This is a genomic window from Rhizobium subbaraonis, from assembly GCF_900220975.1.
Classification (GTDB): domain Bacteria; phylum Pseudomonadota; class Alphaproteobacteria; order Rhizobiales; family Rhizobiaceae; genus Mycoplana; species Mycoplana subbaraonis.
The window spans coordinates 104,550-122,019 of sequence record NZ_OBQD01000010.1 but is presented as its reverse complement, the minus strand read 5'-3'; the positions used below and the strand labels follow the sequence as shown (position 1 = coordinate 122,019).

The 17,470-nt window shown below is 64.7% G+C and carries 9 protein-coding genes; 6 read left to right on the top strand and 3 right to left on the bottom strand.

The features are described from left to right. Window positions 1–63: 63 nt before the first annotated feature. The gene (locus CRO48_RS16650) at window positions 64–2,376 is read right to left on the bottom strand and encodes an NADP-dependent malic enzyme (RefSeq protein ID WP_097141115.1); all 2,313 of its coding nucleotides are present in this window, start codon (window positions 2,374–2,376) and stop codon (window positions 64–66) included. Between the two features lie 274 nt (window positions 2,377–2,650). Here CRO48_RS16650 and CRO48_RS16645 point away from each other — a divergent pair, with 274 nt between their 5' ends. Next, window positions 2,651–3,493 carry a UDP-2,3-diacylglucosamine diphosphatase gene (locus CRO48_RS16645; protein WP_097140986.1) on the top strand — a complete coding sequence of 281 codons (843 nt, stop codon included), beginning with the start codon at window positions 2,651–2,653 and terminating at the stop codon, window positions 3,491–3,493. 129 nt (window positions 3,494–3,622) lie between these two features. After that, complete coding sequence (locus CRO48_RS16640; RefSeq protein WP_097140985.1) at window positions 3,623–4,843, top strand: MFS transporter; 1,221 nt, start codon at window positions 3,623–3,625, stop codon at window positions 4,841–4,843. On the opposite strand, the gene dgcA is transcribed toward CRO48_RS16640, so the two are convergent. Beyond that, window positions 4,795–5,778, bottom strand: coding sequence for an N-acetyl-D-Glu racemase DgcA (dgcA, locus tag CRO48_RS16635; RefSeq protein WP_097140984.1), 984 nt, complete (start codon window positions 5,776–5,778; stop codon window positions 4,795–4,797). The genes CRO48_RS16640 and dgcA overlap by 49 nt on opposite strands. A gap of 147 nt (window positions 5,779–5,925) precedes the next feature. Here dgcA and CRO48_RS16630 point away from each other — a divergent pair, with 147 nt between their 5' ends. From CRO48_RS16630 to CRO48_RS16615, 4 genes are all read left to right on the top strand, one after another. Next, window positions 5,926–7,080 (top strand): ABC transporter permease, encoded by a 1,155-nt coding sequence (locus CRO48_RS16630; protein ID WP_176526790.1) that lies wholly within the window; start codon window positions 5,926–5,928, stop codon window positions 7,078–7,080. 14 nt (window positions 7,081–7,094) lie between these two features. Then, window positions 7,095–7,889, top strand: coding sequence for an ABC transporter ATP-binding protein (locus tag CRO48_RS16625; RefSeq protein WP_407071934.1), 795 nt, complete (start codon window positions 7,095–7,097; stop codon window positions 7,887–7,889). Window positions 7,890–8,019: 130 nt separating this feature from the next. Then, complete coding sequence (locus CRO48_RS16620) at window positions 8,020–9,390, top strand: MlaD family protein (RefSeq protein WP_097140982.1); 1,371 nt, start codon at window positions 8,020–8,022, stop codon at window positions 9,388–9,390. A gap of 270 nt (window positions 9,391–9,660) precedes the next feature. Next, a complete protein-coding gene (locus CRO48_RS16615) occupies window positions 9,661–10,275 on the top strand; it encodes an ABC-type transport auxiliary lipoprotein family protein (protein WP_097140981.1) in 615 nt (204 codons plus the stop codon). Window positions 10,276–10,937: 662 nt separating this feature from the next. Here CRO48_RS16615 and CRO48_RS16610 read toward each other — a convergent pair. Next, window positions 10,938–16,931, bottom strand: coding sequence for an apolipoprotein A-IV repeat region-like domain-containing protein (locus CRO48_RS16610; protein WP_097140980.1), 5,994 nt, complete (start codon window positions 16,929–16,931; stop codon window positions 10,938–10,940). Between the last annotated feature and the right edge of the window lie 539 nt (window positions 16,932–17,470).

Sequence of the window (17,470 nt, the reverse complement as noted above, 5' to 3'; positions counted from 1 at the left end):
GGCGAAAATAAAAAAAGGCGCGTCCGTGCGGGCGCGCCTTTTGCTCGGAGCCGAATACGATGGTCAGGCCGGATAGGATGCCTCGACGACGGCGAGGGCTGCCATGTTGACGACCCCGCGGGAGGTCACCGACGGCGAAAGGATGTGGGCGGGCATCGCCGCACCCAAGAGGATCGGGCCGACATGCAGGCCGTCGGTCATGGTCTTCAGCACGCCCAGCGTGATGTTGGCTGCGTCCAGGTTCGGGAAGACGAGCAGGTTGGCCTCGCCGGTCAAAGTGCTTCCCGGCATGACGCGCTGGCGCAGCGCCTCGGAGATCGCCGAATCGCCGTGCATCTCTCCGTCCGCCTCCAGGTCCGGCGCCGTCTCGCGGACGATTGTCATGGCCTTGCGCATCTTGAAGGCGCTGACGGAATCGCGGGAACCGAAATTGGAATGCGAGACCAGCGCCGCGCGCGGGGTGATGCCGAAGCGGCGGATTTCCTTGGCCGCCATCACCGTCATCTGCGCCACTTCCTCGGCCGAGGGGTCGAAGCTGACGTAGGTGTCGGTGAAGAAGGTCGCGCCGCGCTGGGAGATCAACAGGCTGAGGGCCGAGAAGTCCGTGACGCCCTCACGCAGGCCGATGATCTGGCGGACGTCGCGCAGGTGCTTGGCGTAGCGTCCCTCGACGCCGCAGATCAGTGCATCGGCCTCGCCGCGGCGCACGGCGAGCGCGCCGATCACCGTCTGGTTGGTGCGCACGATGGTGCGCGCCGCTTCCGGGATCACGCCCTGGCGTCCTACGAGCTTGAAGTAGTCGTCGACATACTCGCGGTAGCGCGGGTCGTCTTCGGGGTTGATGACCTCGAAGTCGGCACCCGGGCGGATGCGCAGGCCGTAACGTTTCAGCCGCGTCTCGATGATCTGCGGACGGCCGATCAGGATCGGGTTCGCGGTGCCTTCCTCGAGCAGCACCTGGGCTGCCCGCAGCACCCGTTCATCCTCGCCTTCGGCGAAGATCACCCGCTTCTTGTCGGCGTTCTTCGCAGCGACGAAGATCGGCTTCATGATGAAGCCGGAGCGCCAGACGAAGCGGTTCAGCTGGTCAAGATAGGCGTCGAAATCGGTGATCGGCCGGGTCGCGACCCCGCTTTCGGCCGCGGCCCGTGCGACGGCGGGCGCAATACGCAGGATCAGCCGCTGGTCGAACGGCGAAGGGATCAGGTAATTCGGGCCGAAGACCGGGGTCTCGCCGGAATAGGCGCGGGCGGCGACGTCGGAGACTTCCTCGCGGGCAAGGGCTGCGATCGCGCGGACCGCCGCCATCTTCATTTCCTCGTTGATCGTGCGTGCGCCGCAATCGAGCGCGCCGCGGAAGATGTAGGGGAAGCAGAGGACGTTGTTGACCTGGTTGGGGAAGTCGGAGCGGCCGGTGCAGATCATCGCGTCGGGACGGGCCGCGCGCGCTTCCTCGGGCATGATTTCAGGCGTCGGGTTGGCGAGTGCCATGATCAGAGGCTTCTCGGCCATGCGGGCCAGAAGCTCCGGCTTCAGTACGCCGGCCGCGGACAGGCCGAGGAAGACGTCGGCGTCGTCGATCGTCTCCGAAAGGCTGCGCTTGTCGGTTTCCTGCGCATAGACGGACTTCCACTGGTCCATCAGGACCTCGCGGCCCTTGTAGACGACGCCTTCGATGTCGTGGACCCAGATGTTCTCGACCTTCGCACCGAGGATGACGAGCAGGTTGAGGCAGGCGAGTGCGGCAGCGCCGGCGCCGGAGGCGACGATCTTTGCCTTGGAAATATCCTTGCCGGCCAGTTCGAGGCCATTGAGGATCGCGGCGGCGACGATGATGGCGGTGCCGTGCTGGTCGTCGTGGAAGACGGGAATGTCCATCTTCTCGCGCAGCCGGCGCTCGACCTCGAAGCATTCGGGCGCCTTGATGTCCTCCAGGTTGATGCCGCCGAACGTCGGTTCCAGCGCGGAGACCACGTTCACCATCTCGTCGACCGTCGCCGCATCGATCTCGATGTCGAAGACGTCGATGCCGGCGAATTTCTTGAACAGGACCGCCTTGCCTTCCATGACGGGCTTGGAGGCGAGCGGGCCGATATTGCCGAGGCCGAGGACGGCGGTGCCGTTCGAAATCACCGCGACGAGGTTGGAACGCGCGGTGTATTCGGCCGCCATTTCCGGATTGTCGCGGATCGCGAGACAGGGCGCTGCGACGCCCGGCGAATAGGCGAGCGCGAGGTCGCGCTGGTTGCCGAGCGGCTTGGTCGGCTGGATTTCGAGCTTGCCGGGGCGGGGATGGCGGTGGAAGAAGAGGGCCTGCTGATCGATGTCTCCGCTTGCCGGAGTGGGTTTCGTCTTCGATTTGTCGCCAGTGGTCATCGTCATCCTGCCAAGTCCAATCCTGCCGCGTCTCTTCTGCTGCCCCTGGTGAGCTGAGCGAAGCGCGCCCATGTCATAAAGCGCCAATTGCCGTTCCTTGCAACCGCCAATCCCGCCGCATGGGCCTCAATCGGCGGATCGGAACCGTCAGTCCTGCAAAACCGGCGGATAGCTGCAAGGCGGCAGGGCGCTGTCATGCTGCTGCAACACGAGTCTGGTTTTGAGCGTGCATGCGGCATACGCCCGCTCGAGCCCGATTGCCGGAGTGCAGACCATGACAGTCCACAACGCAGCATCGAACGTCCGCCGCGTGAGAACCCTGTTCCTGTCGGACGTTCATCTCGGTTCGAAGGCGGCAAAGACCGACTTCCTCCTCGATTTCCTGCGCTGCCACGAGGCGGCGACCATCGTTCTTGTCGGCGACATCGTCGACGGCTGGCGGCTGAAGCGAAGCTGGTACTGGCCGCAAAACTGCAACGACGTCGTGCAGAAGCTTTTGCGCAAGGCGCGCAAGGGCGCTCGCATCGTTTACATCCCCGGCAACCATGACGAATTCCTGCGCGATTTTCCGGGTGTCCATTTCGGCGGCATCGAAGTCGCCAGGCAGATTGTTCACGAGGCGGCCGACGGCAAGCGGTACCTGGTGCTGCACGGCGACGAGTTCGATGTCGTCGTGCGCAATGCCCGCCTGCTCGCCTATCTTGGCGACTGGGCATATGACGCAGCCATCGTCGTCAATATCGCGCTCGCGGCGATCCGCCGGCGGCTCGGACTGCCTTACTGGTCCTTCTCGGCCTGGGCGAAGCTGCAGGTGAAGCATGCGGTGAACTTCATCGGCGCCTTCCAGAATGTGGTGGCGGAGGAAGCCCGCAAGCACGGCGCAGACGGCGTGATCTGCGGCCACATCCACCACGCCGTGATCGAGGACATCGACGGGATCCGCTACATCAATACTGGCGATTGGGTCGAGAGCTGCACGGCCGTCGTCGAGCATTGGGACGGCACGATGGAGCTGATCACCTGGCAAATGCCGGCCGCCCGAGCGGCGGCGGTCGCGGCGCTGCCGCGGCAGGCCGAAAAGGCGGCCTTGAGCGACAAGGCGCAGGAAGCCGCCTGAGCGCTTTCCACGCGCGTGGCGGCCTGGCGGAGCGCGCGCGCTCGCCATCGGGACAGTAAAAAATCGCGGATTGGCGGGCGCCTGTCGGCGTGATAATCCTGCACCGTTCCTTTTGACAGGTTTCCCATCATGAACGCGCCTCACGGCATGGTCGCGATCGGTGCTCCGCCGCGCCATTTCGTCCTGCGAACTGCGATCGTCTTCTGCGCCCCGATGCTCGTCAACGGCATAGCCCTGCCGTTCTTCCCGATATGGCTCAGCTCCCTTTCGATGACCGACTGGGAAATCGGCATGGTATTGGCCGTGCCGCTCGTGGTGCGTGTCATCTCCGCCCCGATTGCGGGCGCAATCGCGGACCGCATCGGGGATCGCGCCAGCGTGCTCGTCTGGTCTGGTGCCATGTCCCTGGCGACGGCGGTGGCCCTGCTGTTTGCCGAAAACTTCTGGCCGGTGCTGCTGCTCTACACGCTGCAGGGCATCGTGTACGCTCCGTACCTGCCGATCACCGATGCGATCGCGCTCAGCGGCGTCCGCCGCTGGAACTTCGACTACAGTTCCATGCGGTTCTGGGGTTCCGTCGCCTTCATCGTCGCGACCATGGCAGGCGGGTGGCTCGCAGGCATTTTCGGCGGCGCGATGGTGCTGCCGGCGATGACGGTCGGGTTCGTCTCCACCGTCATCGCCGCGTTCATCGCGCCCAGGATCGGCAAGCCGCGCCGGCCTTCGCCGATATCCGCTCTGGCGGTGGCGCCTGCCGCGCCAGCGCGTCAACTCGACGTCCAGCTGATGCTGGTCGGTGCGGCGCTGGTCAACGCCAGCCACGGCATGTTCTATGCCTTCGCGGCGATCCTGTGGGGGGCCGAAGGCTTTTCGGGCACCACGATCGGATTGCTCTTCAGCGTCGGCGTGGCAGCCGAAATCGTCTTCTTCGTCTTTGCCGCGCGCATGAGGCGGCATTTCAGCCTGTGGGCGATGATCATCACCGGCTGCTTTTTCGCCGTTCTGCGCTGGATCGTGTTTCCGCACGACCTGGGCTTTTCCGGATACATGGTCCTGCAATGTCTGCATGCGCTCACCTATGCGAGCATCCATGTCGGCGTGCAGGGGCGGATCGTCGAACGGGTCGCAGAGCAGAAAGAGGCCTCCACGCAGGGCCTCTATTTCTTCTACAACGGTATCCTGATGGCGCTGACGACATTCTTGTCGGGCTATCTCTACGCCTGGTACGGTATCGCAGGTTTCTATGCGATGTCGGTGGTGGCGGCACTGGGTTGCGCGCTGGTGCTGGCGGCGCGCGCCGTTCAACCCCAGAGGCTGGCCTTCGGCGGAAAGACCAGCGAGCCCTCGTAGCGCAGGCCCGGATCGCGGTCGCGCGCCAGGAGCAGCGGGCCGTCCAGGTCCACGAAATCGGCACCCTGTGCCAGCAGCACCGCTGGCGCCATTGCCAGTGACGAGCCGACCATGCAGCCGATCATCACCTTCAGGCCGAGATGGGAGGCTTCCGTGCGCAGGCCAAGCGCCTCGGTCAGGCCGCCGGCCTTGTCGAGCTTGATGTTGATGGCATCGTAGCGATCCCGCAGATGCACGAGATCGGCGGCGAGATGAACGCTTTCGTCGGCGCAGATGGGGACCAGCCGTTCGATTTGACGAAGGGCCGCGTCGTTGCCCGCCGGCAGGGGCTGCTCGACAAGCGCTATATTCGCCTCCGCACAGACCGCCATGTGGTGCTCCAGCGTCTCTTCGCTCCAGCCCTCGTTGGCATCGAGAATGATTTGCGCGTTTGGGGCTGCGGCGCGGACGGCACGAATGCGTTCGGCGTCGTCGCCCGTTCCGACCTTGACCTTCAAAAGGGCCCGGTCGGCATGTTCCGCCGTTTTCGCGGCCATCTCGGCGGGTTCGCCAAGCGAGATCGTGTAGGCGGTCACAAGCGGCCCCGGTTCGCCGGGATTGATGCTCTTCCACACCGGAAGGTCGGTCAGTTTCGCCTCAAGATCCCAAAGCGCGCAATCTATGGCGTTACGGGCAGCGCCTGCACGCATGGCTCTTCGCACCTCCTCGCGGGAGGCGCCTGCCTCGACGGCCGCTTTCGCCGTCTCGATTTCGGCCTGGACGCCTTCGATCGATTCGCCGTAGCGGGCATAGGGAACGCATTCGCCCCAACCGGTACGACCGTCCTGGGTGATTCGGCAGACGACGACCATCGCTTCGGTCTTGGTGCCTCGGGAAATGGTGAAGCTGCCGGCGATCGGGAAGCGCTCGACGGACGAGCTCAGGTATCTGCGCATCTCTCGTGCTCCTTCCCGGACTTTTTACCTTGATCAGTGCCTTGCAGCGGCTTCTGTCGGTGACAGATCATGGTCGAGCCGATATGAATCGCGGTCATCTGATCCATATCACCATTCGGTCGAGTCGTCCGGGAAGAAGCAAGAGCATTGAAGTCTTCAGCCGTTCCAGCCGCTGAAATCGAGGTCGCGGACAATCCGCAAGGCAGCGGGTCTGTCTGGCGACTGAAGGGGGCGTGGGGGGCACAGACGGCCGTCGTCGCCAAGCGCAAGCTCGATTCGCTTGAGAAGGGAAATTCGAATGCGCCGCTCGAGATAGATCTCAGCGCGGTCGAGCGTATGGATACCGCCGGGGCCTGGCTGGTGCGACAGGCGATCGGGGAACGGGAGGACGCGGGCGGAGAGGTCAAGCTGACTGACCCCCAGGGACGCTTCTCCGATCTGATCGAGGCGCTGCCGGAAAAATTACGCGAGGCGGCGGGCACGAAGGCGGGCAAGCCGAGCCTGTTCGTGCGCTTCTTCACCCCCATCGGCCGAAACGTGGCGGAGGTGTGGAACGACACGGTTGCGGCGATGTACATCCTCGGGTCGGCCGTTCGCGGGGCGCAGCTCAAGCTCGGCCGGCGCAGCGGTGTGTCGCCCGCGGCGATCGTCAACCAGATCGACCAGATGGGCGTCAAGGCGGTTCCGATCATCATGCTTATGTCGTTCCTGATCGGAGCGATCATCGCCCAGCAGGGCGCTTTCCAGCTGCGGTACTTCGGCGCCGAGGTGTTTGTCGTCGATCTCGTCGGCATCCTGCAGCTCCGCGAAATCGGCGTTCTCCTGACCGCGATCATGATTGCCGGCCGCTCCGGCAGCGCGATCACAGCCGAGATCGGTTCGATGAAGATGCGCGAGGAGATCGACGCGCTGAAGGTGATGGGGCTTTCGCCCGTCGGCGTGCTGGTGTTCCCGAGGCTGGTGGCGTTGACGGTGGCGCTGCCGCTTCTGACGATCATCGCCAACTTCGCGGCGCTGGCGGGTGCTGCCGTCGTCGCCAACGCGTATTCCGGCATCACCTACGACACCTTTCTTTCGCGCCTTCGCGAAGCGATCGACATCTCCACCATCGTTTCCGGAATGATCAAGGCGCCGTTCATGGCGCTGGTAATCGGCATCGTCGCTTCGGTCGAGGGGCTGAAGGTGGGCGGCAGCGCCGAATCGCTCGGCCTGCACGTCACGACGTCGGTGGTGAAATCGATCTTCGTCGTCATCCTGATGGACGGGCTGTTTGCCATGTTCTATGCGGCGATCGATTTCTGATGGAAGAGACGCACTTGGACAGCAAGACGGCACAGGGCGAAAAGACGAATCGCGAGGTCGTGCTCTCGGTCAAGGACCTGACCGTCGGCTTTGGCGACCACCTCGTCCTCGACAAGCTGAACCTCGATATCTATCGCGGTGAGATTCTCGGCTTCGTCGGCGCCTCGGGTGCCGGCAAATCGGTGCTGATGCGGACCGTTCTGAGGCTTTTGCCGCGCCGCGGCGGCACGATCCGCATCCTCGGCGCCGACTTCGACAAGACCAGCGAGGCGGAACGGCTGGCGCTCGACATGCGGCTCGGCGTGCTGTTCCAGCAGGGGGCGCTGTTTTCCTCACTGACGGTTCTGGAAAACATCCAGGTGCCGATGCGGGAATATCTGGACCTTCCGCAGGCGATGATGGACGAACTGGCGCGGCTGAAGATCGAGCTGGTGGGTCTGGCGCCGGAAGCAGCCGAAAAATATCCTTCCGAGCTCTCGGGCGGCATGATCAAGCGCGCGGCCCTTGCGCGCGCACTGGCGCTGGACCCGGATCTCGTCTTTCTGGACGAGCCTACGTCCGGGCTCGACCCGATCGGGGCTGCCGAATTCGACGAATTGATCGCCAAGCTGCGAGACACCCTCGGGCTTACCGTCTATATGGTGACTCACGATCTGGACAGCCTGTTTTCGGTCTGCGACCGTATCGCCGTGCTTGGTAACAAGCGGGTGCTGGTCGAAGGGACGGTCGAAGACATGCTGACGTTTGACGATCCCTGGGTGCAGGCCTATTTCAAGGGAAAGCGCGCCCGCACGATCGTGCGGTCGTAGCGCCGCCGACTGGACGCCGCCCGCAGGGTGGGGTTGAATTTCCGCGTCCGGGCGCCGATTCCCGGTGCTTGGGTATTCTGCGACTGCGCCCTTTGGCGGTTGCGGTGGATACGGATGGACTGAGAGACATATGGAAACCAAGGCAAACTACGCTATCGTCGGGTTCTTCACGCTTCTGGTGATCGCGGCCGCCTTCGGGTTCGTCTACTGGATGTCACAGTACGGTCGCAGCGGCGAGATGGCGCCGCTGGCGATCCGAATTCCGGGTTCGGCCAATGGCCTGAGCGTCGGTTCGCCCGTGCGCTTCAACGGCATTCCGGTCGGATCGGTGCGCAGTCTTGCCATCGATTCCGACGATCCGCGCTATTCGATAGCGCTGACGGAGGTCTCCACGGAAGCACCCGTCAAGCAGTCCACCTCCGCGGTCCTCGAAGTGCAGGGGCTGACCGGTGCGGCCTATGTCGAGCTTTCCGGCGGGCGGCCGGAAGACCAGAACATCCTCAAGATGGCTCTGGAGTCGGAAGGGACGGCCGTTCTGATCGCCGAGCAATCGAGCGTCACCAATCTGCTTGCCACCGCCGACAAGATTCTCAAGCGTGCAGACGACGCCATTTCCGACGTGCAGGGCTTCGTGGCCGATGCGCGCGGACCGCTGACGACGACGATCCGCAATGCGGAGAAGTTCTCCGACGCACTGACGCGCAACTCCGGCAATATCGACAAGTTCCTGCAGAGCGTCGGCGGGCTGTCCGACACGTTCAGCAGCGTCTCGGGCCGACTGGATTCGACGATGGCGGCGATCGATTCGCTGATCAAGGCCGTGGATGCTCAGAAGATCGACCGCGTCGTCTCCAACGTGGACAAGGTGACGTCGGACCTGGCTGCGGCGTCGGGCGACGTGAAGGGCACAATCGAGAGCTTCAAGCGGACGGCGGATACCTTCGACACGGTCGGTCGCAACGCCACCGCAACGCTCGACAAGGTGGACAAGCTCGTCGCGGCCGTGGACAGCCAGAAGGTCCAGTTGACGATCAACGATATCAACGCGGCAAGCTCTGACGCCCGCCAGGCGATCGCCTCCATCCGGCAGGTGGCCGACAAGCTCGGCGCCCGCAAGGACGATATCGACCAGACGATCACGGACATCCGCCAGATGGCCGGCAAGCTGAATGCTGCATCCAGCCGCGTCGACGGAGTGCTGGCCAAGCTCGACAGCTTCCTGGGCGAGGGCGATTCGCAGTCGCTGTTTGCGGATGCGAAGGCAACGCTGCAATCCTTCAAGCAGGCGGCGGACACGCTCAATGCACGGATCGGGCCGATCGCCGACAATCTGCAGCGCTTCTCCGGCGGTGGTCTGCGCAATGTCGAGGCGCTCGTCAGCGAAACCCGTCAGACGGTCCAGAGCCTGCAGAGCACCATCTCCGACTTCGACAAGAACCCGAGCCGGCTTTTGTTCGGCGGCGAAACGGTAAAGCAGTACGACGGCCGCACCCGCCGGTAACGGACATCCTGCCAAGAGACATTTGAAAGCGAATCGCCGGCGTTGACCCGCGCGGGGCCGCAGCAACCGTTCCCAATAGCCGATTTATATCGCATCGACGGTGGAGGAGGCGATCGCCATCGCGTCGCCCGCGCCTGCCGCGCTTGAAACTGTGGCGACAACTCCACAGCGCGTGAAGCGATTGGCTTTCCTAGCATTTGTGCCTTCTGCCAGCGGTGACAGCCCGCTGCGCCGCTGCTACAGATTGCATATCGGAGAGATTCGCACAGCATGACGAGTTCTGAAACGGCGAGACGGGGATACGGGTGGACGACGAAGGTCGCGTTCGCGTTCCTGTCGCTATCGGTCTTGCCCGCCTGCGGCACCAAGCCCGTCAACGACACCTACAGCCTGACGTCCGTGCCCGTCGTCGAAGGACGATCGGTCCGCGGCAAGCAGATCCTGGTTCCCGAGCCGACGGCGCTGAAGGCACTGGGAAGCGACCAGGTCGTGGTGCGACCGGCGACGTCCGAGATCCAGTATCTCGCAAAGGCGCAATGGAGCGATACGCTGCCGAAGCTGGTGCAGTCCAAGCTCGTCCAGGCCTTCGAGGCCTCGGGTGCGCTCGGCGGCGTCGGCAAGCCGGGCGAGGGGCTGGCGATCGACTATCAGGTCGTGACCACGCTCAGGGCCTTCGAGGTGCGCACGAACGGTCCGGCGACGGCCGTTGTCGAACTCTACGTCAAGATCGTCAACGACCGGAACGGCACTGTGCGGGCCCAGCAGCTTTTCCGCGCAACCGCGCCTGTCTCCGGCAGCGGCGGCCCAGCCTTCGTCTCCGCCCTCGATGCGGCCTTCGCCAGGGCCACCGCCGATATCGTCGGCTGGACGCTGAAGGCGATCTGACGGCTCGACCGGGCGGGCGTGTCCAGCAGGAACTGGGTGCGCCCTGATCGCCCCGCAGCTTGTTGCTCACCAATCTTCATCAGGCCCGTTGCGGCATTCGAACGCGCTTCCGGTCGCCGCATGTTGCAGGCGTTCTGCCCGAAGGACGCGCGGCGGCTGTCGCGGTCGTAGACACGCCGGTGGCGCATGGCCGATCCCGCCTTGGCCTGTCGTGGGTTGAGGCGGTCGATGGTGCCGACTCAGCCTGTCGCAGCGACAACGGTGCAGGCGTGACGGCAGTACGTTCGAATCAGCCCCTGTAGTCGAGACGCGTTGCGCCACGAGGCCTGCCGCAAAAAGAGTGTGTCTGACGATCGGCATCGGGGCGCGCCGCTGCCGGGGCCGCTTGGCGGCGACAGCTACTATCGCGCTAATCATGCCGGCAGCGGATGCGCGCGACATCACGCCGGATGTCATAAATGTGATTGTCGGCGCCGGATGGAACGGCCGCATGGGACACAGCCCGAGCAGCGATGCCCTTCTTCGACCACGAGCGTCTTTGCGGGGTCGAACTCAGGAACTGATTCCAGGCGAAGAGGGTCGCGGTCGAGCTGTGCGGTCATTCAGAAAAGAGAAACGGCCGCTCGCGCGGCCGTGTCTTCGTTATCGGTTGACGCTACGTCTCAGTTGAAGCGACCGGCGGCGTGGGCCAGCATCGTGTAGACCTTGCCGGTGTCCGACGTCAGGTAGGACTGCGTCAGAACCTTGTCACGATCGTTGCGGGCGACGTCTGCGAGAAGCTTCTCGAAGTCGCTGATGTAACGGTCGACGGCCGTGCGGAACTCCGGCTCGCGCTCGTACTTGCGCTTGATTTCGTCGAATGTCTGCTGGCCCTTCAGCGTATAGAGGCGACGGGTGAAGACGTCGCGCTCGCCGCGCTGGTAGCGGCGCCACAGGTCGACCGATGCATCATGGTCGATGGCGCGGGCGATATCGACGGACAGCGAGTTCAGCGATTCGACGACGTGATGCGGGTTGCGGGTGTCGGCCGCGCGCTGCGGCTGGTTTTCCTGCCGCTGCGGCTGGCCGAACTGCTGCTCTTCGCGCGAGGCGCCGCGCAGGAGGTCGCTCATCCAGCCGCCGCCCGCTGCTGCCGGGCGGACCGGTTCGGCGGCCGGAGTTGCCGGTGCCGCTTCGCGGATTGTCGGGGATGCTGCGCGTTCGATGCCGAGTGTGCCCCGCAGTGCCGGTGCAGACTCTTCCTGACGCGGCTGCGGCGCCGGGGTGGAGACCTGCTGGATCGCCTGGGCGACCGTCTGGGCTGCGGTCGGACGGGGCGCCGGCCTGGAGATTTCAAGACCGTGCGAGGACTTGCCGATGATATCGGAAAGGTCCTGCAGGGCCTTGATCTGCTCGGATACGGCACGGCGCATGCTGGCCGCGCTTTCCTTGGCTTCTTCCGGAAGATCGAAGGCGCCGCGCTTGAGTTCGGTCCGGGTCTGGTCGAGCTCGCGACGGATCTCGGAGGCGGCCCGCCGGATCTCGTCGGTGGCGCCGGAGAACTTGCCGAGCGCATCCTCCACGGCCTGGCGCAGCGTCTCGCCCATCTGCCTGGTCGTCTCGTCGGACTTCTGGCCCGTCTCCGCCACGAGGCGATCCACGTCGGAAAGCGTGGCGCCGACGCTGCCGCGCAGGCGGTTGGCGACGGAACGGCTGCGCTCCTCGGCGTTGGCGAATGCTTCCTCGACAGCCTTTCCGGCATCCTCGCCGGCGCGCGACAGCGTGTCGCGCAGCGTGTTCGACGCGGTCTGGGCGCGTTCTTCGGTTTCGCTCAGCAGGCGGCCGACGTCGGCGAAGGATGCCTGGATGCCGCTGCGCAGATTTGTTGCGACCTGCCCGGAACGTTCCTCGGCGCGGGCGAAGGCGCCTTCCACCATGCCTTCAAGCGAACGCATGGAGTTTTCGATTTCCTCGGAACGCTGGACCAGCCCGACCGACAGGTTGCGGAGCGCGTCCTGACGTTCCTCGAGCGTGCTGACGAGGTTCGACTGGGCGGCCGACAGCAGGTCGGAGGCCTGCGACAGCAGCTTGGAGTGGTCCTCGAACCGTCCGACGATGCCGCCGATCTGCGAAAGCGTACCGGACGCGACGTCCGAGAGACGGTCGATCTTGCCTTCCAGCAGGCGCGACGTGGTCGAGACCATGTCGGCGGAGGCGCTGAAGCGTTCGCTTGATGCGGTTAGCTGGTGATCGACCTTGGAGAGGTTCGATGTCGCCTCGCTGACGAGATTTGCGATCGCGTCGTTGCTGCCGGAAAGTCGGTCGATCAGGCTGAGAACGCTGCTCTGCAGGCTCGATTCGACTTCGCCCAGGGCGGTCGCCGCCTGCTGTGTACGGGCGGAAATCGCTTCGAGCGTGTCGTTGGTGCGGGCGGAGATCGCATTCAGCAGGGCGGCGTTTTCCGAACGAAGCCGGTCGGTGCTTTCCTGCATCGTAGCCGAGATGCGCTCGGCGGCTTCGCGGCCGGTCGCGGCGTACTGATCGATGATCGGCTTGGCCTGCTCGTCGATGAGCCTGCCGAGTTCGGCCGACCGGCTTGCGAGCATCGAGTTGAGCTCGCGGGTGCGGTCGTCGAGCGTCGAGCGGATCGAGTTGCCGCGGGCGTCCAGCGCCTTCTCGATGTCGGAGAGGCCAGTGCGGATCGACTGGCTGTGGCCTTCGATGCGACCCTCGACTTCGGCATAGCGGGTGACGGCGGCGCTCGTCGTCTCCTCGACGTTTCGGGTGAACGCCTCGTTGCGAGCGGCCAGGTTCTCGGCGAATTCCTCGCCGGCCCGGGAGATGGCTTCGGCCGCTCGCTGCGCTTCCGTACCCATGTCCTGTGCCGCACGCGAGACCGCACCCCTAAGCGAACTGCTGAGGCTTGCGAATTCCTCGCCGGTCTTGGCGAGGGACTGGGCGGAGCGGACCGCTTCGGTGTCCATTTCCTGCGCGGCTTGCGTTACCGCCTGACGAAGCGTCTGCGCCAGTCCGGCAGCCTTGCCGTCGATCGTGCGGTTGACGTTCTCGAGGCCGATGGACAGGGCCTTGTCCATGGTGGACAGGCGTTCCTCGATGCGGCCGGTACGTTCGTCGAGCGTTCCGGAAATGCGGCTCGTGGCTACCTCGGTCACGCGGTCGATTTCGGCGGCATGGCCGGTCAGCGTTGCGGAAATGCGCTCGGCGACGGCATCGCTGGCGCTTTCCAGAGCGCCGATGCCGGAGGAAACCGCGCGGCCGATCGTGCTGGTGGAAGCGGAAGCCGCGCGTTCGAACTGGTCGAGATTGCCCGAGATCGCAACGTTGATCGCATCGGCGGAAGCCGCCGAGGCCCGCTCGAGTTCGACGATGCTGCCCGAGATCGACGAACCAATCTGCGCCGATGCGTCGCTCGCAGCCCGTTCGAGATCGCTCAGGCGATCGGAGAGGGTGTCGGCAATGCGGTTGCCGGCGGCGTCGACCAGACCGGACACATGTTCCACGCTGCTCTGGATGCGGTTTTCGAGTGCGCCCAGATTGCCTTCGAGACGGCTGCCGGTGTTGTCGAGGCGAACGTTGACGTTGTTGAGCGTCGCATCCATCCGGTTGCCGAAGCTGTCGGCGGCCTGGGTGATTTCCTCGGACGCGGCGCTGAGACGATCGGCCACGGCACCTGCGCCGTCCCGGACGCGGCGTTCGAGGTTAGCGGCGCTCTCGTCGATCGCCTTGCGGAAATTCTCTTCGTGCTGCTCGAGCGACATTTCCAGCATGCCGGCGCTCGTGGCAATCGACGTGCCGATGGCGGTGGCCTGGTCGCTCAGGGTATCCGAAAGCTGCTGCTTGCCGTCGGTGATCGCAACGTTGATCGCGTTGATGCGGTCGTCCAGCGTCGAGCGGATCTGCTCATGCGTCGAAACCAGAGATCCGGCCAGTTCGGTGGCGCGCTCGGACAGCGTGCCGGCGATCTCCGCGGCGCGGCCGGAGAAGGCATCCGCAAACTCTGCGACCTGCCCGTGGAGCACGCCGCCGATCTGCTGGGTGCCCTCGGAGAGAACGCCTTCGACGCGGTCCGCAGCCTCCGTCAACGCAGCTTTCATCGTCTGCGTGCTGCTATCGAGCAGCGTGCCGAGCGCCGCGGTACGGACGCTGACGACGTCGTCGATATCCTGGGCCGCGCCGGCGATCTGGCGGGCCGCTCCGGTCACCACATTTTCGACGCGGTCGGCCGCGCTGCGCACGGTCGATTCCAGCGCGCCTCCGGACTGTTCCAGCATCGCCGTCAGCGCGGCCGTGCGATCGGAAAGCGCGTTGTCGATCCGGCTGTGGCTTGCAGCGATCGTCGAGGTGATTTCGTCGGCGCGGCCTGCGAGCGCTTCTTCCATGCGTGACTGTGCCGTATCGACACTGGCGACGAAGCCGAGCGTGCGGGCATCGAGCGCATCGGTGAGGCGTTCCTCGCCGGCGGCAATCGTCTCGACCAGACGGTCGGAGCGGTCTGCCAGCGCCTCTTCCATGCGCGTCCGGGCGGTGTCGACGCTGGCGACGAAACCCAGCGTGCGGGCATCGAGTGCATCGGTGAGGCGTTCCTCGCCGGCGACAATCGTCTCGACCAGACGGTCGGAGCGGTCTGCCAGTGCCTCTTCCATGCGGGTCCGGGCGGTGTCGACGCTGGCGACGAAACCCAGCGTGCGCGCGTCAAGCGCGCCGGTGAGGCGTTCCTCGCTCGCCGCAATCGTCTCGACCAGGCGGTCGGCGCGGGCTCCGAAGCCGCTTTCAAGGCGGTCCTGGGTCTGGCCAAGGCTGCCGAGCAGGGCGTCGGTGCGCTCGCTGAGAGCGGACTGCATCTTTTCCTGCGCATCCACGAGCGAACCCTGCAGACGCTTGTGGGCGTCCTTCATGACGGTGCGCATCTGTTCCTGGGCACCATCGACGGAAGCGCGGATCTGGTCCGCATGGCCCTTGACGGCGCTTTCAAAGACCTCCTGCCCAGTGCCGAGCGCGGTGGTGATGGCGAAGGACTGGTCGGTGAGCGTCGCACCGATACGTTCGATGCTCGAATTGAGGATACCCTCAATTGCTTCGTTGCCGCCGCTGAGGGTCTCGTTCAGGCGACCGAGGCTTTCCATGAGCTTGGTGTCGAGCGAGCCTGCGCGCTGGTCGAACGCTTCGGCGAAGTCCGACAGCCGCTGGTCGAAGGCGCCGGCGACATGGCCGATCGTCGCCTGAAGCTTCTCGTCGAAGAAGCCGGAGCGCAGGTCGAGATCCATGATGGTATCGTCGGCAGCGTTCTTCAGGTTCTGGCGGAACTGCGCACCCTTCTCGTCGAGCGTGGCGTTCATCGTCTGGATCACGTCGTCGAGGCCACTGGTGATGGCGTGCTGGCCGACGGTCAGGCTTTCGTTGATCTCGCGGGTGCGGGCGATCAGCGTCTCGTTGAGCTGGCGGGCGCGTTCGTTGAGCGCGGCGTTGAGCTTTTCGGTGTTCGCATCCAGCGACGTGGCCCGGGTCTCGAACTGCTTCAGCAGGGCCTGGCCCTGCTTGTCGAGGGTGGAGGACAGGTTCTCCAGACGATTGTCGAATTCGTTCGCCAGCGCGAAGCCGGAAGAATTGAGCGTCGACAGCAGCGAATCGGTGCGCGCGGCGAGCATGGCGCCGATCGTCTGCGTCGCGCCGTCCGACTTCTCCATCAGCATGGCGGAACGAGTATCGATCATCGCGGCGAAGGCCTCGCCCGAGGTGGCGATGCGGGATGCGATGTTTTCGCTGGCCGACTCGAGGTCCTGGCGGAGCTGTTCGTTGGCGCTCGAGATGGTGGTGCGGATGCGCTCGGAGTGATTGACGATCGCCTCGCGTTCCGTGCCGAGTTCCTGCACCAGTGTGCGGACGCGGATTTCGTTGTCGGCGTAGCTGCGCTCCAGCGCGTTGACTTCGGAATGGACGAGCGTCTCGAGTTCGGTGGCGCGCGCGATGGTCCGCTCGATCCCTTCGTTCATCGCCGAGACTTCCCGGCGGACGGCCTGGCCGACGGACATGATGCGTTCGGCGGCGACCGTTTCTGGCTCGGAGAGGCGCAGGGCGACCTCGGCCATGGAGCGCGCCGCGTTGCGCAGTTCCTGGGCGCGGGCGATCATCGTCGCAAAGGCGAAGAACAGCATGATCGGCATGATGATCGCGACCAGCATGCCGATGGCGCCTGGCAGGGCGATCAGATCGGCGACCGAGCGGATCTGCCAGATCTGCGGCGCATAGAGAAGATTGGCGATACCGAGGCCACCGATGACCCAGAAGAGCGAGATCAGCGCCGCCATGCGGATCGCCGAACGGCTGGATCGCACTTCGAGCGTGCGCAGGATCGCAGCCGGGGATTTGCGAGATGCGTCGTTGGCCGGCGTAAAGGCCGGGCTCTTGGGGGCGGGTTCGGGCGAGGCGGCCTTCTTATCGGCCCTCTCCGTGTTTGCGCCGGCACGCAGAGCCGGCTTGACCGAGGCATCGGCACTATTCGCCGCGGCCGAGCTTGCGGATGCCGAGCTTGCGGAAGGCGAGGGGGCCGGATTTGCTGGTGTCGCCGGTGCGAGATCGTCGAAGTCGATTTTCAGCGCTTCTTCCAGGGCCTGGAAGGCGGTGTCGTCGATCGACTCTGTTGTTTTCTTCGTCGCCATGCGAATACGCCTCGTTACATTGTACGGAAGCGATATGGGTCTCCTGCCGCCAAGTCAGGTGACCGAACCGTCCTTCCGATCGCGGCGGGCGCCAAATGCAGAGGCATCATGCCGTCTGCGGCGTGTCCGCCACTTCCTACTCTAAACGCGTCTGATAACCCGAATTTCCTAACGCTGTTACCTTTGGAATTCGTTTATCCACCAGGACTGTCCCGCCGATCTGGCATGAACGTGACCTAATCGTATCGTAGTGACACATTAGCGTGTCTCGCACAATTGACGGGCATGCCGGCTGGCATGGTTCCTAACAGAAAGTTAATGACAAAATCCGGTGTATCATAGCGGAAAGACACGAAATTCGCACATTCCGCTAGCTGTTAACCATAGTTGGCGATTTTCGGGCTCCGGGGGACGGAATTACTTGAGCGCACATCTCTCGCATCCAGACTACACCGGCCGGCACGCGCGGCCGGTGTGGCTGCCATGGGCGCAAATTCGCCGGTGCGCGCCTTCAGGGCTTCGTGCCGCGCGCCGAACAG

Excerpts from the sequence above, each read along its gene's own strand:
- CRO48_RS16650 (WP_097141115.1), bottom strand. The coding sequence starts at position 2,376 with ATGACCACTGGCGACAAATCGAAGACGAAACCCACTCCGGCAAGCGGA.
- CRO48_RS16645 (WP_097140986.1), top strand. The coding sequence starts at position 2,651 with ATGACAGTCCACAACGCAGCATCGAACGTCCGCCGCGTGAGAACCCTG.
- CRO48_RS16640 (WP_097140985.1), top strand. The coding sequence starts at position 3,623 with ATGAACGCGCCTCACGGCATGGTCGCGATCGGTGCTCCGCCGCGCCAT.
- dgcA (WP_097140984.1), bottom strand. The coding sequence starts at position 5,778 with ATGCGCAGATACCTGAGCTCGTCCGTCGAGCGCTTCCCGATCGCCGGC.
- CRO48_RS16620 (WP_097140982.1), top strand. The coding sequence starts at position 8,020 with ATGGAAACCAAGGCAAACTACGCTATCGTCGGGTTCTTCACGCTTCTG.
- CRO48_RS16615 (WP_097140981.1), top strand. The coding sequence starts at position 9,661 with ATGACGAGTTCTGAAACGGCGAGACGGGGATACGGGTGGACGACGAAG.
- CRO48_RS16610 (WP_097140980.1), bottom strand. The coding sequence starts at position 16,931 with ATGGCGACGAAGAAAACAACAGAGTCGATCGACGACACCGCCTTCCAG.